We start from the raw sequence: 24,113 nt of genomic DNA, 5'->3' as shown, positions 1-24,113 counted from the left end.
AATATATTCTAATTATTATTTTTTCTTCTATAATATAAAAAACAGGAGATAGCCCTCCTGTTTTTCATGACACATGAAATGTATTTGCTTTATTCAATATTTCTTTCGCATCTATAGATAATAAAGAAAGCGTATCTTCTCCTTCAAAAGCTACACAATCTTTTACAATATGGAATCCAAGCGCGTAACCAAGCATTTTCGGATAGGAATGAAGTCCATTTAATAAAATATCATGCTCCCTCGTTCCCCGTTTTATCGTTATTCTCTCCTGTACAACGTTTTCCCAATAATAAAGTGCTTCTTCTTTTGAAAGATACGTCGTCCACGGCGCATTGTTTTTTTCTGTATACCTTTCCGTTACCGCCTGCTCAGCTAACCCTTCCATAATCATCGTATCAAGTAATGTATATTCTGTTTCTTTCGTCTCAATTTGATGTAACCTGCATATATGATGATATTCATGTGCCAATAACGCTTTTAACTCTTCCACCGAATTCCGTCCACATATGAATAAAAAAATAACGTGGCGCATAGATAGTCCAGCCTTCCCGTTATACTCTTCTTGTATCGTTCGATTATAAGAATCTGATAGTAAAATAAAGACAGGGACATCCGGACCTTTTAACCAATTTTTCAATTTATCATACTCCATACGTAACTCTTTCCAAATTTCTTTTTTCTCTAGCTCTTTAATTTCACGTTCTCCTCGCATGACCGGACGATACATACCTTTAGAAATTAAAAAGCGATACAATCTTTCTTTTGGCAACGGAATATACTTCGTAAATTTCTCACAAAGCTTTTCTGGCCGTCCATAATATAGATGTAACCACTCGGCTGTTTCAACAACCCCCATCTTTATCCCTCCTTTTTCTTATGTATATGCAAAAGGAGAAAAAGACGTAAAAATAAATAAGGTGTTTTTTCGCAATATATTACGAAAAAACACCTTATTTCATCTATTATTTATATGATTTAAATACTAATACTGCGTTATGCCCACCGAATCCTAGTGAGTTACTTAATACCGCGTTTACTTCTTGTTGTCTCGCTTTATTCGGTACGTAATCTAAGTCACATTCTGGATCTGGTGTTTCATAGTTAATTGTTGGAGGAATTACTCCGTCTGTAATTGATTTAATAGAGAAAATCGCCTCAACAGCACCTGCCGCTCCTAATAAGTGACCTGTCATTGATTTCGTTGAGCTAATTGCTACTTTATAAGCATGCTCACCGAAAGTTTCTTTAATTGCCATCGTTTCATACTTTTCATTTGCATCCGTACTTGTACCGTGTGCATTAATATAATCAATATCTTCTGGCTGTAAACCTGCATCAGCTAAAGCTTGACGCATCGCGCGAACTCCACCTTCACCGCCAGGAGCTGGCATTGTAATATGGAACGCATCACCAGTTGCACCATAACCAGCGATTTCCGCGTAAATGTGGGCACCACGTGCTAATGCATACTCTAATTCCTCAAGAATTATAATACCTGAACCTTCCCCCATTACAAAACCACTACGGTTTTTATCAAACGGGCGGCAAGCAGTTGCTGGATCTTCATTAAACGTTAATGCTTTCGCTGAACTAAAGCCAGCGAATGCCATACTTGTTAACGGTGCTTCTGCTCCGCCTGTAATCATTGCGTCAGCATCACCGCGCTGAATTGCTTTAAATGCATCACCGATTGAGTTGGCACCTGATGCACAAGCCGTTACAGAACAAGTATTAATTCCTTTCGCTCCTGTCGCGATTGATACTTGACCTGCCGCCATATCCGGAATCATCATCGGTACGAAGAATGGGCTCACGCGGCGTGGACCTTTTTCAGCAAAAATCTTAAATTGTTCTTCGTATGTTTCCATACCACCAATACCAGAACCAATCCATACACCAATTCGAGGTGCATTTTCTTCTGTAATTTCAAGCTTCGCATCTGCAACTGCCATTTTCGCTGCTGCTACTGCATATTGTGTAAAGCGATCCATACGGCGCGATTCTTTTTTATCAATATATTTCTCGACTTCAAAGTCGTTAATTTCTGCTGCTACTTTTGCTGGAAACAATTCTGGATCAATTCTTGTAAGTCGTCCGATTCCAGATACACCCTTTTTAATGTTTTCCCAAGCTGTTTCAACATCTGTTCCGATCGGTGTAACAGCCCCTAGTCCTGTAATTACGACCCTCTTTTTTTCCATACAAAATACACTCCTTTTTTTCTCTCAGTCCTTATTTACCCCAACGAAGAGCTACTGCTCCCCATGTTAAGCCGCCGCCGAAACCAACAAGTATAATTAAATCACCGTCTTGAATACGTCCATTTTGCAATTCCTCTACCATTGCAATCGGAATTGAAGAAGCTGATGTATTGCCAAACTTTTCAATTGTCATACTCATTTTTTCTTGCGGTAAATTTAATCTCTCTCTTGCAGATTCCATAATACGAATGTTTGCTTGATGCGGTACTAAGAAATCCACATCCTCTTTCGTAAGACCAGCTTTCTCCAACACACGAAGACAAGAATCACCAAGTTGACGAACAGCAAATTTAAAGACTTCTCTGCCATTCATCATAACATACTCGTCTTGATAAAGATGCTTGCCACCACTTCCGTCTGCTCCTAATTCGAAAGATAGAACGCCTCTTCCTTCTGAAACAGCTCCCATTACGACAGCACCTGCTCCGTCCCCAAATAGTACTGCTGTATTTCGATCATTCCAGTCTACAATTTTAGATAGTTTATCACTGCCAACTACTAATACATTTTTATAAGTCCCCGTTTGAATAAATTGCTGCGCTGTAATCATTCCGTACATAAAGCCAGCACATGCTGCACTTAAATCCATTGCAGCTGCATGTTTTGCGCCAATCGCTTCTTGGATTACACAAGCTACTGCTGGGAATGCGCGATCTGGCGTTACTGTTGCCACTAAAATAAGATCGATATCCTCTCCGCTAATCCCTGCATCTTCAAGTGCTTTTTTAGAAGCCTCTACCGCCATATTTGAAGTATCTATTGTATCATCGGCAATGCGTCTTTCTGCAATTCCCGTTCTCGTACGAATCCATTCATCAGATGTATCTACGATTTTCTCTAAATCATGATTTGTGACTACTTTTTCTGGCACATATCTTCCGATCCCTAAAATGCCCACGTTCACATCGCAGCCCTCCGTTTTATATCAATTATTATGACTTGGTACTAATTTTAAAACATAAATGTATTTTTGTCTAGAATATATTTCAGCTAACACATAAAGCTAGCGCATTATTTACTTTATTTTTCATTAAAAGAAATAGAAACATACCTTCCCTTTTACCACTTGATTCCTCTGGTCTTAACTCCGCTCGAGACGAAAAAAGGCCCGAACCGCTTCTACTCACGGTTCGGGCCCCTCTCCCCTCAAAAAAGGGTTTTATTCTTTACTTTCCTTCCAAACTAAGCCACCCTCCTCATCATCCTCCCCTTTAACCTCATGATTTCTCTCGTCTTACTCCGCTCGAGACGAAAAAAGGCCCTAACCGCTTCTAACTACGGTTCGAGCCTCTCTCCCCCCAAAAAAGAAGGGTTTTATTCTTTATTCTTTATTCTTTGTCTGCTTTCCCAAGCTCATACGCTTCGCCCATTACTTTCATCAATAGCTCTAATACTGGCTGTGCTTTCTCCATATCAAGCGCAATTCCATTAGAATCTAAAATTGCCTTTGCCTCTGGTAAATGCTTCATTGCGATTTGTAAAAATTGCATGCTTTTTTCGTTCATATTATGCTCTTCCTCTCCATTAAAACTTTCAATTCATAATCCATACAATAGTGTAACACGCTGGCTACCCTTCGTATAACTCTTTATATTTTTTCACATGTGCCAGTTGCTTATTTAAACCGTATTCTAACGGGGTATTTCTTTTTATTGAAATATCCTCGGCCGCTTCATCTCTTTCTTCCTTACTATTTTTATTTACTTTATCATCTGCACGCAAAAGATTCATACCTTTTTCCCACAATGACTGTTTACCACTAAGTAAATTATATATACCAAGATGATCCCCGTTTGTTCCATTCTCCCATAAGTATTCACATACATCTTCAACGTAAAGTAAATCGCTTCCTTTTTCCTTACTCGTACAATGACACTCTTTCTCATCCAGTTCTGATAAAATGAGCTGATGATACATCATAAAGGATGGTTGCCACGGTCCATATAATGTAGGAACTCGAAATACACTATATTGTAATTTCCCTTTTTTTAACCCTTCTTCCACTTTCGAAAATAAACGTTTATTTTCAGATTCATCTGCGCTCCCTACTTCAATAGAAGAAATTAAATTTAACTTCATTTTATGTTCTTCACACATTCTTATAATCCGTTTTAAATATTGTAATATGACTCTTTCATTCCGAAAACCGCTTTGCTGATTCGGCTCATACAAGCAAACGTAAACGGCATCGAATTTCTCTTCCTCTATTGACTTCCATCCATCTTCATCCCTTATCGAATAATACGTAAATAACGCATTTCGCCCAATTAACAATAACTTCTCTTCATTGATTTTTGTCATACTATCGAATTCATCAAAATCAAGACCATACACTTCTACTTCTTCTGCAATCATTTTATTCACAAGGTGATAACCTACAAACGTAAGTGCACCTATAATCAGCACGCGTTCCATACCACCAACCCTTTCCCCTTGAAACAAATAGCTCCTCATTTATGTATATGGGAGCTTCACAATTCTTCTTCATATTTTTTAAAGAAATCACTCGTTTGCCTAACCATTTTATATTTCACATCTTGCAGATGGAATAAAACAGAAGTATCACATTGATTAAATTGCCTCATTTTCTCGTATTTACGTAACAATTGTTTTCTTTCTCTTTTTTCTTGTGTTGATACGAAAATTTTAACAGGTACACAAGACGGAAGCAGCGCAAATGATTTCTTATTTATTTTTGATTCTAATTCTTCTTCTTTGGAATCATACGCCAAACTTAATTCCTTCACTAATCTTTTGTAAAAAAACTTATGCTCTTTCTCAAACTCCACATATTCTGGTAAATCTAAACATGGATTTAACATAACGACAGAGCGTATACATTCAGGATATTTATTCATCATCTCAAGCGCTACAAGCGCACCCATACCATCTGCCATAATGTGCATTTTCGCATTTAATGTCTCTTTTCTCAAAACAACATCATATAAACGTTTTGCGAGACGAACAGATTGATCATTTCCCCAATGTCTTCCGTATAAATTAGAGGAAAAAACCGTGTAGCCCTCTTCAATAAGGCCATGTAAAAAATAAGATCTTCCCGCATGCTGTGTCCATAAACTTGTACCATTCTCAATAAAGTAGTTGTAATCACCGAGAAGCATAACAGAAAATCCATTTGGCTTCTCCGGTAAATAAATGACACATGGCTCTTTTTCTAAGTAAAAAAAACGTTCCGTAATACTCATTTTTCCCCCGCCTTATTTTCTAAACGTATAAAAGTACTCTTTTATAATGTATGAACAGAATGCAAATTTGCGTTGAAAAATCTACAAATATTTTTCTATATTCTTTTTTCAATTGTGTTACAATAAGGACAGATTGAACGAATAGAGGTGTAAAATATGCGTTTCATTTGGGCATTAATTTGGTCGTTCGCGCTTGTACATATGATGAGCTATGTAATCGGTTCTATGACTGGCGGTACATACGATTTTAACCAAGCGTCTATTTTCTCAGTTGTTCTTGCGGTATTAGTATTAGCGATTGCAGCTGCGATTCCAAACGAGCCAGTAGAACAACACTAAAAAGAGTCCGGATTTTATCCGAACTCTTTTTTTCATTTTACATGAACAATCAATTGGTTATTTTCTACATCTACCACTACGTGACTATTGTCAGTAATCGTTCCTGCAATTAATTCGCGTGCTAATTTCGTTTCGACTTGACGCTGTACATATCGTTTTAACGGACGAGCTCCGTACATTGGATCAAAGCCTGCTTCTACAACGAATTCTTTTGCTGCATTTGTTAATTCCACTGTAATGTGACGGTCAGCTAAACGGTCTTGTAATTCTTTTACAATTTTATCAACAATACCTTTAATTTCATTCGTTGTAAGAGGTTTGAATAAAATAATTTCATCAACACGGTTTAAGAATTCTGGTCGGAAATGCCCTCTTAATTGCCCCATTACAAGTTCTCTTGACCCTTCTTTAATAGAGCCATCTTCTTCTAGCCCTTCTAATAAGTGAGCAGATCCAATATTTGAAGTCATAATAATGACCGTGTTTTTAAAGTCTACTGTACGACCTTGTGAATCTGTAATGCGTCCATCATCTAACATTTGTAATAAAATGTTGAACACTTCTGGATGTGCTTTTTCAATTTCATCTAACAAAATAACCGAATACGGTTTACGTCTTACTGCTTCTGTTAATTGACCACCCTCTTCGTACCCAACATATCCAGGAGGTGCGCCAATCAAACGTGACACGGCGTGTTTCTCCATATACTCAGACATATCGATACGAATCATTTGCTCTTCACTGTCAAATAATGTTTGTGCTAACGTTTTTGCAAGCTCTGTTTTACCGACACCTGTAGGACCTAGGAAAATGAATGAACCGATTGGACGATTCGGATCTTTAATGCCAGCGCGAGCACGAAGTACCGCGTCTGATACTAAGCTTACCGCTTCTTCTTGACCAATCACACGCTCTGATAAAATTTGCTCTAAGCGTAGTAATTTCTCACGTTCACCTTCAACGAGTTTTGCAACAGGAATACCAGTCCATCGTGAAACAATATCTGCAATTTCTTCTTCACTTACTTCCTCACGTAATAAACGATTCTCCTGTTTATTGTGCGCGCCCATTTCTTCTGCTTCTTTTAACTCTTTTTCAATCGCAGGAATTTTCCCGTGACGAAGTTCAGCTGCTTTATTTAAATCATAATTTCCTTCTGCTTCTTCTAATTCACGGCGCAAGCGCTCTAAATGTTCACGTAAGTCACGAACTTTGTGAATATCTTCTTTTTCTTTCTCCCATTTCGCTCTCATGCCACTTGCAACTTCTTTTAAATCCGATAATTCACGTTGCAATGTTTTGAGACGTTCTTGGCTACCAAAGTCCTTCTCTTTCCCAAGAGCGGCTTCTTCAATTTCTAACTGCATAATGCGGCGCGTTACTTCATCTAATTCTGTTGGCATAGAATCAATTTCTGTACGAATTGTTGCGCACGCTTCATCAACAAGATCAATCGCTTTATCTGGTAAGAAGCGATCTGAAATATATCGATCTGATAAAACGGATGCTGCTACAATTGCGCGGTCATGAATATTTACACCGTGATAAATTTCAAAACGCTCTTTTAATCCACGCAAAATGGAAATTGTATCTTCAACAGTTGGTTCTTCTGCTAATACTTGTTGGAAACGTCTTTCTAGCGCTGGATCTTTCTCAATATATTTACGATATTCATCTAATGTCGTTGCCCCAATACAATGCAGTTCACCACGCGCAAGCATCGGTTTTAACATATTCCCTGCGTCCATCGCTCCTTCTGTTTTACCAGCACCAACGATTGTATGAAGTTCATCAATGAATAATAAAATACGCCCTTCACTCTTTTTAATTTCATTTAATACAGCTTGCAGACGCTCTTCAAATTCACCGCGGAATTTTGCTCCGGCCACAAGTGCACTCATATCTAATGCAAAGATTGTTCTATCTTTTAATCCTTCTGGTACATCTTTTTTCACAATACGCTGCGCTAATCCTTCAACGATTGCTGTTTTACCAACACCAGGTTCACCAATTAAAACTGGATTATTTTTCGTTTTACGTGAAAGAATACGAATAACGCGGCGAATTTCACTATCTCGGCCGATAACAGGATCAATTTTCCCCGCTCTCACTTCAGCCACTAAATCACGGCCATATTTTTCTAATGCTTCATAAGTTACTTCTGGATTTTGACTAGTCACTCTTTGATTCCCCCGAACTGTCATTAAAGACTGTAATAAGTTATCTTTCGTAATATGAAATTTTGTAAATAATTGATTGATATCGCCTTTTTCTTCAGAAAAAGCAAGCAATACATGTTCTATTGAAATGTAATCATCCTGCAGTTTTTCTGCTTCTTTCCCTGCTCTTACAAGCAATTGTTGCAGCGTGCTTGTTATATATAATTTCCCAGCTTCTGCTCCGCTTCCCGTTACAGAAGGTTTCTTTTTAATTAAATTTTCTACACCTTGCTTTAATGCTTCTATATCAATATTCATTTTTTGAAATATACGTACTGCTAATCCATCTTGCTCCTCTAATAATGCAAGCAATAGATGAACAGTATCCACTTCTTGGTGATGATGAGATACCGCTAAAGTTTGGGCACTCATAATCGCCTCTTGTGTTTTCGTTGTCATTTGATTTAAGTCCATCTTTACAGCCCTCCAAAAGTTTGACTTTCTTTGACCTTTGATTTGATTATACGCCAACTGACTTTTTTATACAATAAATTTGCTTATGTATTTTCAAACTTATTATTGGAAAAAGAAAAAGGGAGCATTCATTATGTAACGACAAAAAAGCCGCAATAACGATTGCGGCTTCTGTTACGGTTTTCTTTTATATGTCCACTGACGGTTATGATTTGTGTTCTCTGGAAACCTATCCCCGGCAGTTAATTTCACCATTTGCGGATCTTTCACCATGCTTCCCGTTTCACCAATTTCTACGTAAATGCCATCATTTGGCGCTTTTTGTCCAGAACGAAACCTGCGATTTTGTCCCATTTTCATTCTCCTTCCATGACGTCTTTGCCTCATTAGTATATCCATTTTAGAAGAAAGCTTTTCTGTCATGTTTAGGAAACAAGTACTACCGTTTACTCATGCACATATATATAATTACACAAGCTTAAGCAGGGATTTCTTTCCTATTTGTAGAAAAAAAGAAACCAACCCAACTGTAGGCTAGTTTCAAAGGAGAGTCAAACATATACGAGAAGATTACATGTTCATTATAAGCCTCCTCATACGAGCAATGTAACCCTTTTCACAATTTGTACATAATGAAAGAAACATTATTTGAACTTTCCGAAAAGATATTGACTTTTCTTCATTTCCAGCGAGAAATAGTAGACACCACAGCACTTTGCGACGTAAGATGGATATATAGTGAAATTTCCATCTATGGTGGTCTCACCCAGTCTAACCTCTTATTTCTGCATATTAAAAACGGAAATACAGATAGATACAAAAAATTATTATAAGAGGTGAAATTATGAGTAAACAACATTTAATCGCATTAGATTTAGACGGCACTTTATTAACAGACAACAAAATAATTTCCACTCGAACGAAACAGACAATTGCAAAAGCAACGGAACAAGGGCATATCGTCGTCATTTCAACGGGACGTCCATTCCGTGCTAGTTTTGATTATTATAAAGAACTTAATCTTAATACACCGATCGTAAACTTTAATGGCGCTTATGTGCATCACCCTCTCGATTCAAATTGGGGCACACATCACTCTCCTCTTGAGCTTTCAACAGCCCAAGAAATTGTCCGAGCTTGTTTTGATTTCGGTGTGAAAAATGTCTATGCTGAAGTGATGGATGATGTGTACGTTCGTGAAATTGATGAAGATAAAAAACATATTTTTGAATTTGGTTCTCCAAATATTTTTACAGGAGACTTATTAAATATTTTAAATGATCATCCGACTTGTTTATTAATTGACGCACACGATGATCATTCCGTTGCAATTCGTCAACATTTAACAGATATGCATGCTGAAGTTATTGACCATAGAAAATGGGGCGCACCTTGGCCAATTATTGAAATTGTAAAAAGTGGATTAAATAAAGCTGTCGGATTACAAAAAATTTCAAACCATTACAACATTCCAAAAGATCGAATCATTGCTTTCGGTGATGAAGATAACGATTTTGAAATGATTGAATTTGCTGGTCATGGCATCGCAATGGGAAATGCCATCCCTGAATTAAAATCACTCGCAAATCATACAACGTTAACGAATGAAGAAGATGGTATCGCTCTATATTTGGAAGAGGTTCTTGGGTTGTAATCTAAAAATTCCCTGCTTATAGTTTCTCGCCAAACGCTCATACTATAATTAGACGCCGGATTACCGCGTCGATTGTGTTCAGCTAAATAAAGGGGGTTTTTCGAATGGGTAAAAAGAACAAATCAAAACGTTTTATCCAACAAGGAGCCGATTCTATTATGAAGCATGATGCAAGATTCCCGTACAGAGGTACATTAGCTGAGGCAGAAAAAGCGAGAAGTAACTCTTCTTTTGGAGGGGTTTAAATGGGGAACTTACTATTCCAACAAGCTAGAGATGCTGTTGCAAATGCTGTATCTTGTTCAAGTGGCGCTGAGCAACAAGATCTCGTATATACAGCAAAAAACGCTTTGCGATCCGCTTATGCAAACTCTTCAACTGCTGAAAAAGTTCAGCTACGCGAAATGCAGGAGCAGTTGCAAAATATTACGAATTTGCATTAAAAAAAGAGGACCAATTTTGGTCCTCTTTAATCTTTTCGAAACAATCCAAACACCCCGACCGTTTGCAATATATTTGTAAACGCACCTGGATCCACTTGTTTAATAATCCGCTCTAATTCATACAACTCATAACGAGTAATAACCATCATTAACATTTCTTTATTTTCATTCGTATAAGCACCCGTTGCTGGTATAGTTGTAATCCCCCTTACTAATCGTGAGTGAATTGCCTTTCGTACATCTGCCCCATTCTTCGTAACAATTAATGCTGTTATTTTCACATGACGGGTATGAATTGCATCAATAATTCTCGTTGACACATATAAAGTCACTAATGTATATAACGCTTTTTCCCATCCATACACATAACCTGCAGCGATAATGATAATTGCATTAAAAAAGAAAAAGTATGTGCCGACAGGTTTATCTTTTATCTTAGATAAAATCATCGCGATGATATCTAAACCACCTGTAGAAGCCCCCCACTTTAACGCGATCCCTACTCCAATTGCTGAAATAATCCCACCAAAAATCGCATTCAAGATGATATCGTCCGAAACCGCCCGAACTGGGATAATTTCTAAAAACAACGTCATAAATATAACGCAAAGAAAACTAAAAAACGTAAAAGCCTTCCCAACCTTTTTCCACGCTAAAATAACGACAGGAATATTAAATAAACTAAACAATACTCCTGTAGATATATGAATAGATAAAAAGTCACCTAATATTTGTGATAATAATTGAGACAATCCAGCAAAACCACTCGCGTACACTTTCGCTGGTGTTAAAAATAAATTCATCCCAATAGCATTTAATAAACCTGCAATGATTACAACAATTAACTTCTTTATAAGTTCGGAATAATTTAACTTCAAATCCATTTCTAATCCACCTTTATTATTCATGAATGTACCGCTATACATAGTCTTTACGAAAAAGGAAATGATAAACGTACAACGTTTAGAAATGGAGTTGATACATATGCCACATACGAGTGATAACGACAAAAAAGCACGCGATAATAATGCAAAGCGCACTCAAAAAAATGAACAAGAGCAAAAAAATATTCAGCAAGGAAAACGTGCATATTCTAAGAAAACCGATCACCTTTGATTACATCGTACATCAACATAATTGTTGATGTACTTTTTTTACATTTCACAGGAAAAAACATTGAAAATTCACTTCATGTTCACTTCTATATTCTACAATAGCGATAACATATTCGGATGAGGTGTTGGCATGAGAGGGAAACATATTTTCATTATTACTGCACTAATAAGTATAGTAATGCTATCTGCTTGCGGACAAAAAAATGGCTCAGCTACAGTCGCTACAGCAACAGACTCCACCATTACGAAGAGCGACTTCGAAAAACAGTTGAAGGATCGTTACGGAAAAGACATGCTATACGAAATGATGGCACAAGACGTTATCACAAAAAAATATAAAGTATCTGACGATGATGTAGATAAAGAAGTACAAAAAGCGAAAAAGCAATACGGTGACCAATTCAAAACAGTATTAGAAAACAATCGCTTAAAAGATGAAGATGATTTCAAAAATCAAATTAAGTTCAAACTTGCTATGAATGAAGCAATTAAGAAAAGCGTTACAGAAAAAGACGTGAAAGACCACTATAAACCAGAAATTAAAGTGAGTCACATTTTAGTAAGTGATGAAAATGAAGCGAAAGAAATAAAGAACAAATTAGACGCTGGTGCTTCATTTGAAGAATTAGCAAAACAAGAATCTCAAGACCTACTATCAAAAGATAAGGGCGGAGACCTCGGATACTTAAATTCAGGTAAAATGACGCCTGAATTTGAAACAGCTGCCTACAAACTAAAGGTCGGACAAATTAGCAATCCCGTTAAATCAACGAACGGCTATCATATTATTAAATTAACTGATATAAAAGATTTAAAACCTTACGATGAAGTGAAAGACTCTATCCGCAAAAACTTAGAAGAAGAACGTATTGCAGATCCTACATTCGGTCACAAATTGTTACAAGATGAATTAAAAAAGGCAAATATTAAAATAAATGATAGCGACTTAAAAGATACGTTTACACTTGTGTCTGAGCCAGAGAACTAAAAAAGCACCGCCTTATTTTTTATAAAAAGTAAGGCGGTGCTTTTTATTCACTTTATTTCTTAAAGTACGTCCAACCTTCTTCTTGGTAAACCTTTTCTTCTTTCATCAACTTACCAAGCGCACGCTTAAATGAAGCTTTACTCATATTGAAACGTTCTTTAATGTCTTCTGGGTAACTCTTATCCCAAAACGGCATTGCTCCGCCTCGCTCTTCCATATATTCATAAATTACTGCAGCGTCATCTTCCATTCCTTCTTCTTTACGAGGAAGGAGCGAAATGTTAATTGTACCGTCATCTTTCACGTCAATAATACGGCCCGTTACACGCTCACCGATGCGGACTTGTTCTTTTCTTTCTGTATGGTGTAAGAAAGCACGGAAATGCTCATCAGTTAGTATGAATGAACCCACTTGAAGCGAACGATACACACGTCCATTTACGTTTTTATTACGCATAGATGGCGTCGCATCTACGATAATTTCTTGCATATCACTGTCTCTTGCCGGAAGAGCGATTAAACGATCACGATTCGTTAATTTTAATGTGCAATATAATTCGTCGCCTACTTCTGGCCATACCGGCATATAAATCGGAAACTCATCGGCTGGAATTAGTATATCTTTTGATACGCCAATATCAACAAACACACCTAAACTTGGAATAACTTCTACAACCTTTACCCAATTCCAATCATGCGTTGTAATAATCGGATCTTTCATTGTTGCTGAAATACGATTTTGGTGATCAAGGTATAAGAACGTATCAATCGTATCGCCTTCTTCAATTTCTCCAGCTACTTCATTTTTATGTAGGAAGATTTCTTCCTCTTCGTTTCCAACCATATATCCGATTTCTGTTTCGCGTAAAACAGTTACCTGTTCAATCGATCCTAATTGCAAATACATATTTTTTAATTCCCTTCTATATATATAAAATTATCTTTTTTATCATTCCAAACAAAAGTTAATTATAACACGATTTTTCCTTTATTTGTCCAACTGCCCAAAATTCACTATAATAAAAGGAGGTTACATGAATATAAGTATGAAAACACTTAAGTCTAAGCTCGTTTTCAGCTATACTTTAGTATGTACAGTACATAAAAAGATTAGAATTTTATTTGGAGGTGCTAACTATGGCAAAAGATAGTTCTTTTGACATCGTTTCGAAAGTAGAATTACCTGAAGTAACAAACGCAATTAACATCGCATTAAAAGAAATCCAAAACCGATATGACTTTAAAGGAAGTAAAAGTGATATTAAATTAGAGAAAGAAGTACTTGTTTTAACTTCTGATGACGAATTCAAATTAGACCAAGTAAAAGACGTTCTTATTTCTAAACTTGTAAAACGTAACGTTCCAATTAAAAACTTGGACTACGGAAAAGTTGAAGCAGCATCTGGTAACACTGTTCGCCAACGCGCAACACTTCAACAAGGTATCGATAAAGATAACGCGAAAAAAATTAACAACATCATTAAAGAAATGAAATTAAAAGTAAAAACACAAGTACAAGATGACCAAGTACGTGTTACAGCGAAAAGCCGCGATGACTTACAAGCAGTAATCGCAGCTGTTCGTAGTGCTGACTTACCAATCGACGTACAATTTATTAACTACCGCTAAAAAAGAAAACTCCTCTTAATTAGAGGAGTTTTTATATTTATTAAGAGCAACACCATATTGCTTTATCAAATGATTTTTCCGGAATATAAACTTTACCATTTTCGATTTTGTATTGAATATTATTCCTCTTAAGAACTGCTGTATCAACAGAATGAACACTATCGCCCCACCGAACAAATTTCCCATCGTCACCGTCGTCCCCAAAATGCAAACTTACGAATACAATCAGAATACATAAACATAGAGCGAACCACTTCTTTTTCCGCAAATATCTCACCTCTTTTGAAACTGCAGACGAATTACTGAAGAAAAGAGTTACTCATTTCCGTTTCCTTTTAACCGCAATTAAAAATGCAATAAATAATACATTCACACCGACTATTAAGGAAATAAATAACCAATTCATACCCGTTTCTTCTCCAACTTTATACACATTTGATTCTTCGCGCTTTAAAACGAGATAAAACTTTCCGTTTTCTTCTCTTATAATCTCGTCTTCTAACAACCCTCGTAACTCTTGTTTTTCCCCAACAGCACTTACAGGTAAGGAAACTTTTTGTGTTTCTTTCGTATTATTAATCGCTACTAATGTCACTTCATCTTTATACTTTCGTTTTAGTATACTCATTCCGTTTTTATCATATAAAAGCTCAAACGTACCACGTCGTAAAGATGGTCTCGTTTGTCTAAGTTCACCTAGCTTTGTTATGTGCTGCATAAACTTTTCATCTGATTTAAAATCCATTAATCGTCTATTATCCGGAACATCCCCTCCATCTAATGCGATTTCAGTTCCGTAATAAAAATTCGGTATCCCCGGGGATGTATATAAGTAAGTGAGCGCTAGTTTTAAACGAGACGGCGGGTAATACATATTTTCTTTTGCAATACGCGCAAATCGCTTTGTTTCTTGATTATCTAAATACGTAGCGAACTCTCCTTCTTTTCCGCTCACATCATATAAAGGTTTCACAGACATATCTGCTTTTGAAAATGACTCTACTATTTTTTCATAGTACTCATTCTCTTCTTTTATCATAATACGAAAATTTTTCTTTACCTTCTGCAAATCTTTTTGCACTTCATCCCAAAAAGTGCGTGGTTTTTCTTCACTATGTATCACATAACTTCCGTCTAAATCGACTTCGTTTATCCACCATTTCATCGAGTCTATTAATTGTTGCTCGTTTTCTTCATACGGAAATTGAAATACAACTTTCATTCCTTTTTGGTGAGCTTCATTTACAAGCTCTTTCACATCATTTTCTGTTCCGAAATGTTCATTTACTTTTTGAAAGTTTCGAACGCCTAATCCATCATACTTTTCACTTTCAAAAAGTGGAGACAGCATAATAGTAGTAAATCCCATTTCTTTTATGTAATCCAATCTTTTTATAATTCCTCGTATATCCCCGCCCTGATATCCATCTAAATTACCAACGTCTAACTGTTTATCATTTTTCGGTTCTCCGTTATTGAAGCGATCAATCATAATGGAATATATGACTTCATCTCGCCATTCCCTTTTTTCTTCCGCAAAAGTATGTACTGGTACAAACAAAATAACAGCTAAACAAAAACAAATGAATAGTTCCCTAGTCCGTATTTTTCCCACATGCATCCCCCATGTTTTTTAATTGTAAGAATATTATACCAATTATCCAAAAGAAGCGCATATGTTGATTTCATTCCTCACAAAATACTTCATGTTAGGTTTTCTAACATGAAGTATAAATTTTTCTGAATTTTTAGTTGATTTTTTCTTTCATTTCGAATATGATATGAAACATAACAAAACGATGTTATTTTTTCTAACATAATAGGAGGGAAAAGAATGAATACGGGAGATACAGTCTTTATGTTTATAACGACAGTAATGGTCATGCTGATGACACCAGGATTGGCACTTTTTTATGGGGGCATGGTTCGCAGTAAAAATGTACTCAGTACGACAATGCATAGTTATAGCGCAATGGCTATCGTTTCGATTCAATGGGTTATGATCGGTTATTCCTTATCATTCGGACCAGATTGGCACGGACTTATCGGTACACTTGATTGGTTCGGCTTAAACGGAGTTACCTACGCACCAAATCCAGACTACTCATCTACTATTCCTCACAATTTATTCATGATGTTTCAACTCATGTTCGCCATTTTAACTCCAGCTTTAATTTCAGGTGCATTCGCTGAAAGAATGCGATTTTCTGCTTTTCTCATTTTTATCCTTCTATGGACAACAATCGTTTACAATCCTGTCGCTCATTGGGTATGGGGCGTTGGCGGATGGCTAAGAGAACTTGGCGCGTTAGACTTCGCTGGCGGTAATGTCGTTCATATCACTTCTGGCGTTGCTGGTCTTGTATTAGCCATTTTCCTTGGAAAACGGAAAAACATAAGCGGTCCCTCTCCTCACCATTTACCATTTACAATGTTAGGTGCTGGCTTACTCTGGTTCGGCTGGTTCGGTTTTAACGTCGGTAGTGCACTATCTTTAAACGACGTAGCTTTAACTGCATTTATTAATACAAATATAGCCGCTGCTGCCTCCGCTCTAACTTGGATGCTTTCCGAATGGTTCTTCCAATCAAAACCGACTGCGATGGGAGCTGCTTGCGGGGTTGTTTCTGGTTTAGTCGCTATTACACCAGCTTGCGGATTCGTTACATCTTTCTCCGCTCTTCTTATCGGAGCAATCGGCGGTATATTATGTTTCGGCGCTGTTTTCTTCTTAAAAACAAAATTCGGATACGACGATACACTTGATGCCTTTGGGTGCCACGGCATCGGAGGAACTTGGGGCGGGATTGCAACAGGTCTATTCGCAACTACTACTGTAAACGGTGATGGTGCTAACGGATTGTTTTATGGGAATGCCGCTTTACTGTTTAAACAACTTGTAGCAATCGGCGCAACATATGCATTCACGATCATCATGACGTACGCCATTATTAAAGCCATTAACTTCTTCCTCCCTGTTCGGGTCGATGAGCACGAAGAACATATGGGGCTTGATATTTCGATGCACGGCGAGAAAGCCTATGAATATACGGAACGAGTGTGATATACCCAACCCAGTATTTTTGTAAATATATCAACGGTTTTTTTGATATATCGATCGTTTCTTTCAATATATCAACGCTTCGACACAACATATCGATTTACCAACAAATTCCGACATGACAGAAGTAAAGAATACCCCCTAACGCTACAAGTAAAATAAAAAAGACGACCGAAATTCAGTCGTCTTTCCCTATTTATTTCGGAGCATTTCCTACATATTGCGTAATATCAACATTTAATGCCTGCGCTAAACGCATACCGTACTCTTGATCTGCACGGAAGAAGTTACAAACAGCTAATAATTTCGTACGTTCATTTACGTCTTTTAGATCATTTGTTAAGTTTGCAATTAAGTTATCTTGCTCTTCTTTAGAGAATGAACGGTAACGCTCACCCGCTTGTTTGAAGTCATTTGGTTTCTCAATTTTTTCACGAGATACGTAGCCTTCTACTTTCATAGCTGAATCACGGTAAGTTGGATCTTCAACTGGATTTTCTGTATGACGGCTCGGTTCGTAGTTTATTGTAGATGGATTTTGATTCATTTGCATCGCACCATCACGTTGTTGGTTACGAACAGCTGCGTATGGGCAATTTACAGGAATTTGTAAATAATTTGCACCAAGGCGGTAACGCTGTGTATCTGGGTAAGAGAATAAACGACCTTGTAATAATTTATCTTCAGATGGTTCAATACCATTTACAGTTGCACTTGGCGTAAACGCCGCTTGCTCTACTTCTGCGAAGAAGTTTTTCGGGTTACGATTTAACGTCATTGTCCCTACTTCAATTAATGGGAAGCGATCTTCTGGCCATACTTTCGTTGGATCTAGTGGATCGAAATCTAAAGAGTCCGTTTCATCTAGTTGCATGACTTGTACGTGTAAATCCCATTTCGGATAGTTTCCTTTTTCGATTGCATCAAATAAGTCACGAGTTGCATGGTTGAAGTCTTTTCCTTGTACTTGCTCCACTTCTTTTGCACTTAAATTACGTACACCTTGCTGTGGCTTCCAGTGATATTTAATGTAAACAATTTTACCTTCTGCATTAATCCATTTAAATGAATGGACACCGAAACCTTCCATTTCACGATAGTTTGCTGGTGTACCATAATCAGAAAATACCCATGTCATCATATGTGTAGATTCTGGAGTTAACGTCATGAAATCCCAGTAACGATCTGGTGTTTGAACATTTGTATCAGGTGCTGGTTTTAAAGAATGCACCATGTCTGGGAATTTAATTGCATCACGAATGAAGAAAACTGGTAAATGGTTACCTACGATATCATAGTTTCCTTCTTCTGTATAAAATTTAACAGCAAAACCACGTGGGTCACGTGCTGTTTCAGGAGAACCTTGACCATGAATAACCGTTGAGAAACGAACAAATACAGGCGTTTCAGTTCCTTCATTTTGTAAAAATGCTGCTTTCGTATATTGCTTCATGCTGTTTTTCGTTACGAATACCCCGTGAGCACCTGCACCACGTGCATGCACAACACGCTCTGGAATACGTTCACGATCAAAGTGTGCAAGTTTTTCTACTAAATGATAGTCTTCTAACAATACCGGCCCACGGCGACCAGCTGTACGAGAATTTTGGTTGTCTCCAACTGGAGCACCTTGGTTTGTTGTTAAGCGATTATTTGGATTCATCTAGGGGGATCCTCCTCTTTCTCTCATAGTAATTATTATTTATTTAAAATTATTATAAACTAATTATTATTCAAAACTAAATCTTTGTCAACTATCTCCATCATTTTTTTAGAAATAATTTCAGCTAAGCAATCAATAAACACAGATTGTGCATTCGGCATATTTGATCTAAAATATGCGACATTTAATTCATCAGTTACAACTTTACATTCATGATCTCCGTCATATAAAACTTCCAAATGGAGCAATATGTTTTAATCCTAAGTAACAAGTAAATTCATACTCTGTAAATATGTTATTCATTACATCTGTTAATTTATGCGCTTGCTCTTTCGTAATTTTCGCAAGCGGTGAAATTCCGCCAATCGCTTTATACCGTCCGATTAAATCTTGGAGCGCTTCTTCAGACTACTTACGCCCGTGACGAATGTGAGTATAATACACCTCTACATCATCTAATGACTCTCACGTTCCATACGCCATCACAAGCAAACCTATTTTCTTCTTACATCTCAATTTTGGAAATGAGAATCTTTTTCAAGAACATTCGTTTCCAAGTATACCAATTAATAATAAATACGTCAAAATAATAATTCTAAATAAATATTATTTATAATATGATTTTGATTTTTATATGGAAATTTATTTAATAAAAAAAAGCGGCTCACATACATGTAAGCCACTTTTCCCTTATTCTTTAATATTTACACCATCTAACTACAACAAAAATAAAACGTACAGCGTATATATACACTGTACTCTTGCACAACCCTTAAATTGAAAACAGTTGAGGTTATGACATGAAATCCCTTATTAAGTCATTCTTTTATAGCTTTTCGCCAATATGCACCATAATGATCAATTCTGACAAGGGGTTCATTTATATTATTTTCTTTCCGGAAATCTGTTACAGCGGCTTCACAAGTATGCAAGCCATAATCATCAATAATAATAAACCCACCTGGAGATAATTTGTGATATAGATTTGTTAAGCTATCCATCGTGGATTCATATAAATCACCATCGAGTCTAGCGATAGCAATCTCTTTTATCGGCGCAGTAGGTAACGTATCTTTAAACCAGCCCTTTAAAAATGTCACTTGATTATCGAGTAAATCATATTTTTGAAAATTTCTTTGTACTTCTTCTAAAGATACTCGTAAATAATCAATTGTATATAATGTATCTCCTTGATCTTGAGGGTATTTTTCAACGTTCGGTTCAGGTAATCCTTGAAATGAATCTGCAACCCACACTTGACGATTTTGTATATCATTTGCTTTTAAAAACCCTCTCATAAATATACAACTTCCGCCCCGCCATACACCCGTTTCAATAAAATCACCTGGGATCTCTTCTTTTATAACAGTTTCCATCGCAGCATGTAATTGATTTAATCTAGCACGCCCAATCATACTATGTGCAATAGCCGGCCAATCCATTCCATATTTCCTTGCTTCTGGATTAGGCTGTACTTGATGCATTAGTTTTAAATTATGCACCTCTATAAAGCTCATTAAATCTATAGGTATCTCTACATGAGCGGGTGAATACTGTTCATGTTCTTGCCAGATTTCAAATAAAATCGCTTTTTTTAATAATTCAAGATATAAATCACTTCTTTCTTTTAGGGTCATAATATTACCCCCTCCAATTTTTCACATTTTCAATGTAAGTTATGAAAAATCCAAATGATTTATTCATGAAATGAGAACCCTTAAAAATCATATTATAAAATTTTTAAAATATATTTTATAACGTACTCCCCATTTGATATTGATTGTTAGGAGTTCAATAATAGACAATTAGGTATATCATTTACCTGTTTTTGAATTTGATAACTATAATTCTCAAGTAAGAACTTCTGCATGGAGTGGTCATACTAATTTTGCATATGATTGAGTAAGATATATGAAACCAGAAAAAATGAGGAAATACATTTGAAATGTATTATTTATAATATAATTTCGAATTTTATTTAACAAAAAAGCGGCTCACACAAATGTAAGCCGCCCTTTCCTATTCTTTTATATTTACCCCATACTCTTTAAACCACACATGAATTTGCGCTAAATGTGCTAAAAGCTGAGGCCCAGTCATTAATTGACCAAACCATGGCGTTTGAAATGCACTGCCGCCAGACTCAATCAATCCGCCCAGCTGCTCTTTATCAAATAGTTCGTGTAAAATTGATCCTTTATCCGTTAATAAATTTTGAAGCCATACCGTTACTGCTTTTGTATAGTGCGGATTGTGCGTTTTCGGATATGGGCTCTTCTTTCTATATAAGATGTCATGTGGAAGTATGTCTTCTAACGCTTTACGCAATAGACCTTTTTCGCGGTTTTTATACATTTTCATTTCCCAAGGAATATTCCACGCATATTCGACAAGGCGATGATCTGCAAACGGAACGCGTACTTCTAAGCTTGCGCCCATACTCATACGGTCTTTTCTGTCTAATAATGTTGTCATAAACCATACCATGTTTAAATAAAACAATTGTCGTCTTTTCGCTTCTAGTGGGCTTTCTCCTTCTAAAATAGGAACTTCTTGAATGGATTCTTCATAACGCCTTTGTACATATTGTTGCAAATTCAATTTATTTCGCCATTCTTTTTTCAAAAGTTGTTCCCGCGCTTCTGTAGAACGCATCCACGGGAATGCACTTGATTGTAAATCATCTTCTCTATAAAACCAAGGATACCCACCAAATATTTCATCTGCACATTCCCCAGATAAACCAACGACAAAATCTTGTTTAATTTCACGGCAAAACCATAATAATGAGGAATCGATATCTGCCATACCAGGCAAATCCCGAACGAGTACTGCTTCTGTTAAATACTCTGCTAGCTGTTCATTCGAAATGACGCAGCGATGATGGATCGTTTGAAATGTCTCAGTCATTAAATTAATAAATGGAGCATCTGAATTTGGCTGGAACGCATTCGCTTTAAAGTATTTGTCATTATCTTCGTAATCAATAGAATACGTGTGTAGTTGACCTTTTCCTGCTCTTTCATATTCTTTCGCGGCAATTGCTGTAATCGCACTGGAATCTACTCCGCCTGATAAAAATGTGCATAACGGTACATCAGAAACTAATTGCCTCGTAATGGCATCTTGTAATAAAAAGCGCGTTTTCTCTACTGTTTCTTCAAAAGACTCTTCATGTTTTTTACTTTCCACATTCCAATATCTCCATATACATAAACCATTCTTTGAAAATGTTAATGCATGCCCTGGACGTAGTTCTTTTATACCAGCATAAATACCATGGCCAGGTGTTCTAGATGGTCCAAGGCCGAATATTTCTGATAATCCTTCTAACGTTACTTCCGCCTTCACATCCGGATGCGCTAGTATCGCTTTTAACTCGGATCCAAATAATAATCGCCCGCTATCATATTTATAAAATAGCGGTTTTACACCTAATCGATCTCTCGCAATAAACACTTGTTCTTTCTGTTCGTCCCATACTGCAAACGCATATATACCGTTTAAATGATCGACACATTCTTCTTTCCATTCAATATAAGAAGCTAATAGTACTTCCGTATCAGAATGACCTTTGAATGTATATCCTCTTCTTAACAATTCCTTTCGAATATCTTCTGTATTATATAATTCTCCGTTGTAGCAAATGGCATAATTCGTTTCATCCTTTAAACAAGTCATCGGCTGTTTACCACCCTCAGGGTCCACAACGATTAACCGTTTATGCCCAAATGCAACATTGCCTTTAATCCAAACTTTATTATCATCCGGACCACGCTTTGCTAACGTCTCAGCCATCTTCGTAACGACGTCTCTTTCTCCTTCTAATGAGCGTTTATAATCCACCCATCCTGTAATCCCGCACATATAAATCATCATCCTTCCGTCTTATTTCTTTTCCTAAACGAGCAGTAATCCCCACCCTATGAGTGCGGATCAAAAAAATGACAAAATTGACGATAAACTACTATCCACATATGGAATAGCATTTTCACTCAGTAAAACGTGTTTTATTGTATGCCCACCTATGTCTAGATGTGTCTAGTTATAAAGAATGCACGAACTGTCTATAACAAGAATAACTACTTTCAATAAAGGAGAAATCATGTATGATACAACGTAAACATATTTTATATAACCAGCCCCGCGCTCATACCGTCGGCAATGTAGAATATATAAATAATGAATGGATATTTTTTGATGACGAAAATGAGGAAGCCTTTTTACTAGAAGATATTGCCGAAGATGGTTTTGAAGTTTTATATAACAACAACTGGCTACCCGCTCGTTTTTATGAACAAAATATATTGCAAATCGCAGATGAACAACACCCTCTTCAAAATGGAGAAATGATACGAATTCGTAAAAAATTACTTCTTAGTTATAACGAATGGCTTGAGGAATTACCTGATTCTGTCTTTACATTATTAACAGAGGCATTACAATCACTTCATTACTCTTTATATGATTGTATGTATTGTCATAATTATTTATCCTTCTTACCAAAAGAGGAAACGTGCGAGGGAGTAAATATTCTTTTATTCGATAATGAAGAAATGATCTGTACACTGCAGCATCATTTCGTACGCCACGCTACATCAAATAAAAACATGTTCCGTTTTACGAAAGTAAATGGAGAAGAGCTGCATATCGATGCGACATAAAAATAAAAACCACCTTATCTCCCAAATATTTGAGATTATAAGGTGGTTTTATTTGTAATTAAAATACTTTCCAACCAATCGGTAATTTCAGTCCAAGGTAAAATACTGCTACTAGCGCGACAATAAATAAGCCCCAAACCGCCCCTGTTGGTTTGTTTTTGCTCATTTTTACAAGAACCATTTCCATGCCACCGATCACTAAAATACCTGCTAGCATTTTCATGCCGTACCACATGTGCATGCTACCTGTTGCTGTTTTCACAATACTCATGTACAACATGAAGCCTGTCACAATAATGATGATATACATTAGGCGAAGCCCCATATGTACACCTTTACCTTTTCTTCCTGCCGAATAAAGTGAATACGCCACAAAGAATAAAATTAAACCTAACGCCCATGCTGTAATATGCATATGTACCATCGTATCCCTTACCTCCTCTTTTCACACTTTTTC

At 36.7% G+C, this 24,113-nt stretch carries 26 protein-coding genes and 1 pseudogene; 9 read left to right on the top strand and 18 right to left on the bottom strand.

Translation table 11 applies throughout. The features are described 5' to 3' along the window. Positions 1-64: 64 nt before the first annotated feature. The 6 genes from MR065_RS04530 to MR065_RS04505 form a co-directional block, all read right to left on the bottom strand. Positions 65-856, bottom strand: coding sequence for a DUF2268 domain-containing putative Zn-dependent protease (locus MR065_RS04530; RefSeq protein ID WP_242212659.1), 792 nt, complete (start codon positions 854-856; stop codon positions 65-67). Between the two features lie 106 nt (positions 857-962). After that, positions 963-2,201 carry a beta-ketoacyl-ACP synthase II gene (gene fabF, locus MR065_RS04525; RefSeq protein WP_242212658.1) on the bottom strand — a complete coding sequence of 413 codons (1,239 nt, stop codon included), beginning with the start codon at positions 2,199-2,201 and terminating at the stop codon, positions 963-965. Between the two features lie 31 nt (positions 2,202-2,232). After that, positions 2,233-3,165, bottom strand: coding sequence for a beta-ketoacyl-ACP synthase III (fabH, locus tag MR065_RS04520; RefSeq protein ID WP_242212657.1), 933 nt, complete (start codon positions 3,163-3,165; stop codon positions 2,233-2,235). Between the two features lie 424 nt (positions 3,166-3,589). Next, positions 3,590-3,766, bottom strand: coding sequence for a ComZ family protein (locus MR065_RS04515; protein ID WP_002011319.1), 177 nt, complete (start codon positions 3,764-3,766; stop codon positions 3,590-3,592). A gap of 64 nt (positions 3,767-3,830) precedes the next feature. Further along, a complete protein-coding gene (locus MR065_RS04510) occupies positions 3,831-4,703 on the bottom strand; it encodes an NAD-dependent epimerase/dehydratase family protein (protein ID WP_242212656.1) in 873 nt (290 codons plus the stop codon). Between the two features lie 29 nt (positions 4,704-4,732). Further along, positions 4,733-5,467 (bottom strand): lipase family protein, encoded by a 735-nt coding sequence (locus MR065_RS04505; RefSeq protein ID WP_097903958.1) that lies wholly within the window; start codon positions 5,465-5,467, stop codon positions 4,733-4,735. A gap of 156 nt (positions 5,468-5,623) precedes the next feature. Here MR065_RS04505 and MR065_RS04500 point away from each other — a divergent pair, with 156 nt between their 5' ends. Continuing rightward, positions 5,624-5,806: a YjzD family protein gene (locus MR065_RS04500; RefSeq protein ID WP_001211111.1), complete on the top strand. Its 183-nt coding sequence runs from the start codon at positions 5,624-5,626 to the stop codon at positions 5,804-5,806. Between the two features lie 32 nt (positions 5,807-5,838). Here MR065_RS04500 and clpB read toward each other — a convergent pair whose 3' ends face one another. Further along, the gene (clpB, locus tag MR065_RS04495) at positions 5,839-8,439 is read right to left on the bottom strand and encodes an ATP-dependent chaperone ClpB (RefSeq protein WP_242212655.1); all 2,601 of its coding nucleotides are present in this window, start codon (positions 8,437-8,439) and stop codon (positions 5,839-5,841) included. Between the two features lie 174 nt (positions 8,440-8,613). Then, entirely contained in the window at positions 8,614-8,793 is a 180-nt protein-coding gene (locus MR065_RS04490; RefSeq protein ID WP_071744626.1) for a YjzC family protein, read from the bottom strand. A gap of 490 nt (positions 8,794-9,283) precedes the next feature. Between MR065_RS04490 and MR065_RS04485 the strand changes: the two genes are divergently transcribed. The 3 genes from MR065_RS04485 to MR065_RS04475 all read left to right on the top strand — a co-directional run bounded on the left by MR065_RS04485 (position 9,284) and on the right by MR065_RS04475 (position 10,536). Continuing rightward, on the top strand, positions 9,284-10,093 hold the full coding sequence (locus tag MR065_RS04485; protein ID WP_242212654.1) for a Cof-type HAD-IIB family hydrolase: 810 nt from the start codon (positions 9,284-9,286) through the stop codon (positions 10,091-10,093). A gap of 104 nt (positions 10,094-10,197) precedes the next feature. Next, positions 10,198-10,338: a hypothetical protein gene (locus MR065_RS04480; RefSeq protein WP_000516818.1), complete on the top strand. Its 141-nt coding sequence runs from the start codon at positions 10,198-10,200 to the stop codon at positions 10,336-10,338. Further along, entirely contained in the window at positions 10,339-10,536 is a 198-nt protein-coding gene (locus MR065_RS04475; protein ID WP_242212653.1) for a DUF3813 domain-containing protein, read from the top strand. A gap of 26 nt (positions 10,537-10,562) precedes the next feature. Here the strand turns inward: MR065_RS04475 and MR065_RS04470 are convergent, their stop codons facing one another. Further along, the gene (locus MR065_RS04470) at positions 10,563-11,420 is read right to left on the bottom strand and encodes a YitT family protein (RefSeq protein WP_242212652.1); all 858 of its coding nucleotides are present in this window, start codon (positions 11,418-11,420) and stop codon (positions 10,563-10,565) included. Between the two features lie 100 nt (positions 11,421-11,520). Here MR065_RS04470 and MR065_RS04465 point away from each other — a divergent pair, with 100 nt between their 5' ends. Beyond that, positions 11,521-11,652, top strand: coding sequence for a DUF3941 domain-containing protein (locus MR065_RS04465; RefSeq protein ID WP_001120851.1), 132 nt, complete (start codon positions 11,521-11,523; stop codon positions 11,650-11,652). 129 nt (positions 11,653-11,781) lie between these two features. After that, positions 11,782-12,639, top strand: a complete 858-nt coding sequence (gene prsA, locus MR065_RS04460; RefSeq protein WP_242212651.1) for a peptidylprolyl isomerase PrsA — start codon at positions 11,782-11,784, stop codon at positions 12,637-12,639. Positions 12,640-12,691: 52 nt separating this feature from the next. On the opposite strand, the gene MR065_RS04455 is transcribed toward prsA, so the two are convergent. Next, positions 12,692-13,546, bottom strand: coding sequence for a CvfB family protein (locus MR065_RS04455; RefSeq protein WP_242212650.1), 855 nt, complete (start codon positions 13,544-13,546; stop codon positions 12,692-12,694). A gap of 230 nt (positions 13,547-13,776) precedes the next feature. On the opposite strand from MR065_RS04455, the gene MR065_RS04450 reads away from it, so the two are divergent. Then, entirely contained in the window at positions 13,777-14,268 is a 492-nt protein-coding gene (locus MR065_RS04450; RefSeq protein ID WP_002170814.1) for a YajQ family cyclic di-GMP-binding protein, read from the top strand. A 40-nt stretch (positions 14,269-14,308) separates the two neighbouring features. On the opposite strand, the gene MR065_RS04445 is transcribed toward MR065_RS04450, so the two are convergent. Together MR065_RS04445 and MR065_RS04440 are read right to left on the bottom strand one after the other, a co-directional pair. Continuing rightward, entirely contained in the window at positions 14,309-14,536 is a 228-nt protein-coding gene (locus tag MR065_RS04445; protein WP_242212649.1) for a hypothetical protein, read from the bottom strand. A gap of 51 nt (positions 14,537-14,587) precedes the next feature. Beyond that, the gene (locus MR065_RS04440) at positions 14,588-15,889 is read right to left on the bottom strand and encodes an alpha-amylase family glycosyl hydrolase (protein WP_242212648.1); all 1,302 of its coding nucleotides are present in this window, start codon (positions 15,887-15,889) and stop codon (positions 14,588-14,590) included. A gap of 213 nt (positions 15,890-16,102) precedes the next feature. On the opposite strand from MR065_RS04440, the gene MR065_RS04435 reads away from it, so the two are divergent. Continuing rightward, positions 16,103-17,332 (top strand): ammonium transporter, encoded by a 1,230-nt coding sequence (locus tag MR065_RS04435; protein ID WP_242212647.1) that lies wholly within the window; start codon positions 16,103-16,105, stop codon positions 17,330-17,332. 193 nt (positions 17,333-17,525) lie between these two features. Here MR065_RS04435 and katB read toward each other — a convergent pair whose 3' ends face one another. The 5 genes and pseudogenes from katB to asnB form a co-directional block, all read right to left on the bottom strand. Further along, complete coding sequence (gene katB / locus MR065_RS04430) at positions 17,526-18,992, bottom strand: catalase KatB (protein WP_242212646.1); 1,467 nt, start codon at positions 18,990-18,992, stop codon at positions 17,526-17,528. A 59-nt stretch (positions 18,993-19,051) separates the two neighbouring features. Next, complete coding sequence (locus MR065_RS27885; RefSeq protein ID WP_472927158.1) at positions 19,052-19,240, bottom strand: ferrochelatase; 189 nt, start codon at positions 19,238-19,240, stop codon at positions 19,052-19,054. Beyond that, a pseudogene (locus MR065_RS27880) lies at positions 19,230-19,475 on the bottom strand (ferrochelatase); the annotation flags it as partial. The gene MR065_RS27885 and the pseudogene MR065_RS27880, both read right to left, overlap by 11 nt. Positions 19,476-19,810: 335 nt before the next feature. After that, a complete protein-coding gene (locus MR065_RS04420; RefSeq protein WP_242212645.1) occupies positions 19,811-20,629 on the bottom strand; it encodes a TylF/MycF family methyltransferase in 819 nt (272 codons plus the stop codon). A gap of 382 nt (positions 20,630-21,011) precedes the next feature. Continuing rightward, positions 21,012-22,859, bottom strand: coding sequence for an asparagine synthase (glutamine-hydrolyzing) (gene asnB, locus MR065_RS04415; RefSeq protein WP_242212644.1), 1,848 nt, complete (start codon positions 22,857-22,859; stop codon positions 21,012-21,014). A 242-nt stretch (positions 22,860-23,101) separates the two neighbouring features. On the opposite strand from asnB, the gene MR065_RS04410 reads away from it, so the two are divergent. Further along, positions 23,102-23,656, top strand: coding sequence for a DUF2777 domain-containing protein (locus MR065_RS04410; RefSeq protein ID WP_242212643.1), 555 nt, complete (start codon positions 23,102-23,104; stop codon positions 23,654-23,656). A 58-nt stretch (positions 23,657-23,714) separates the two neighbouring features. On the opposite strand, the gene MR065_RS04405 is transcribed toward MR065_RS04410, so the two are convergent. Further along, positions 23,715-24,080 (bottom strand): YisL family protein, encoded by a 366-nt coding sequence (locus MR065_RS04405; RefSeq protein WP_000233498.1) that lies wholly within the window; start codon positions 24,078-24,080, stop codon positions 23,715-23,717. Positions 24,081-24,113 lie beyond the last annotated feature (33 nt).

It is taken from the genome of Bacillus cereus group sp. BfR-BA-01383 (genome assembly GCF_022663495.1).
GTDB classification, from domain to species: domain Bacteria; phylum Bacillota; class Bacilli; order Bacillales; family Bacillaceae_G; genus Bacillus_A; species Bacillus_A cereus_AU.
Note: the sequence above shows the minus strand (reverse complement) of the source record. Positions and strands in the feature narration are given on the sequence as shown.

Bases quoted from the DNA above. Each gene is read 5' to 3' on its own strand.
- MR065_RS04530 (WP_242212659.1), bottom strand. From the start codon at position 856: ATGGGGGTTGTTGAAACAGCCGAGTGGTTACATCTATATTATGGACGG.
- fabF (WP_242212658.1), bottom strand. From the start codon at position 2,201: ATGGAAAAAAAGAGGGTCGTAATTACAGGACTAGGGGCTGTTACACCG.
- MR065_RS04515 (WP_002011319.1), bottom strand. From the start codon at position 3,766: ATGAACGAAAAAAGCATGCAATTTTTACAAATCGCAATGAAGCATTTA.
- MR065_RS04505 (WP_097903958.1), bottom strand. From the start codon at position 5,467: ATGAGTATTACGGAACGTTTTTTTTACTTAGAAAAAGAGCCATGTGTC.
- MR065_RS04500 (WP_001211111.1), top strand. From the start codon at position 5,624: ATGCGTTTCATTTGGGCATTAATTTGGTCGTTCGCGCTTGTACATATG.
- clpB (WP_242212655.1), bottom strand. From the start codon at position 8,439: ATGGACTTAAATCAAATGACAACGAAAACACAAGAGGCGATTATGAGT.
- MR065_RS04490 (WP_071744626.1), bottom strand. From the start codon at position 8,793: ATGGGACAAAATCGCAGGTTTCGTTCTGGACAAAAAGCGCCAAATGAT.
- MR065_RS04485 (WP_242212654.1), top strand. From the start codon at position 9,284: ATGAGTAAACAACATTTAATCGCATTAGATTTAGACGGCACTTTATTA.
- MR065_RS04480 (WP_000516818.1), top strand. From the start codon at position 10,198: ATGGGTAAAAAGAACAAATCAAAACGTTTTATCCAACAAGGAGCCGAT.
- MR065_RS04475 (WP_242212653.1), top strand. From the start codon at position 10,339: ATGGGGAACTTACTATTCCAACAAGCTAGAGATGCTGTTGCAAATGCT.
- MR065_RS04470 (WP_242212652.1), bottom strand. From the start codon at position 11,420: ATGGATTTGAAGTTAAATTATTCCGAACTTATAAAGAAGTTAATTGTT.
- MR065_RS04465 (WP_001120851.1), top strand. From the start codon at position 11,521: ATGCCACATACGAGTGATAACGACAAAAAAGCACGCGATAATAATGCA.
- prsA (WP_242212651.1), top strand. From the start codon at position 11,782: ATGAGAGGGAAACATATTTTCATTATTACTGCACTAATAAGTATAGTA.
- MR065_RS04455 (WP_242212650.1), bottom strand. From the start codon at position 13,546: ATGTATTTGCAATTAGGATCGATTGAACAGGTAACTGTTTTACGCGAA.
- MR065_RS04450 (WP_002170814.1), top strand. From the start codon at position 13,777: ATGGCAAAAGATAGTTCTTTTGACATCGTTTCGAAAGTAGAATTACCT.
- MR065_RS04440 (WP_242212648.1), bottom strand. From the start codon at position 15,889: ATGCATGTGGGAAAAATACGGACTAGGGAACTATTCATTTGTTTTTGT.
- MR065_RS04435 (WP_242212647.1), top strand. From the start codon at position 16,103: ATGAATACGGGAGATACAGTCTTTATGTTTATAACGACAGTAATGGTC.
- katB (WP_242212646.1), bottom strand. From the start codon at position 18,992: ATGAATCCAAATAATCGCTTAACAACAAACCAAGGTGCTCCAGTTGGA.
- MR065_RS04420 (WP_242212645.1), bottom strand. From the start codon at position 20,629: ATGACCCTAAAAGAAAGAAGTGATTTATATCTTGAATTATTAAAAAAA.
- asnB (WP_242212644.1), bottom strand. From the start codon at position 22,859: ATGTGCGGGATTACAGGATGGGTGGATTATAAACGCTCATTAGAAGGA.
- MR065_RS04410 (WP_242212643.1), top strand. From the start codon at position 23,102: ATGATACAACGTAAACATATTTTATATAACCAGCCCCGCGCTCATACC.
- MR065_RS04405 (WP_000233498.1), bottom strand. From the start codon at position 24,080: ATGGTACATATGCATATTACAGCATGGGCGTTAGGTTTAATTTTATTC.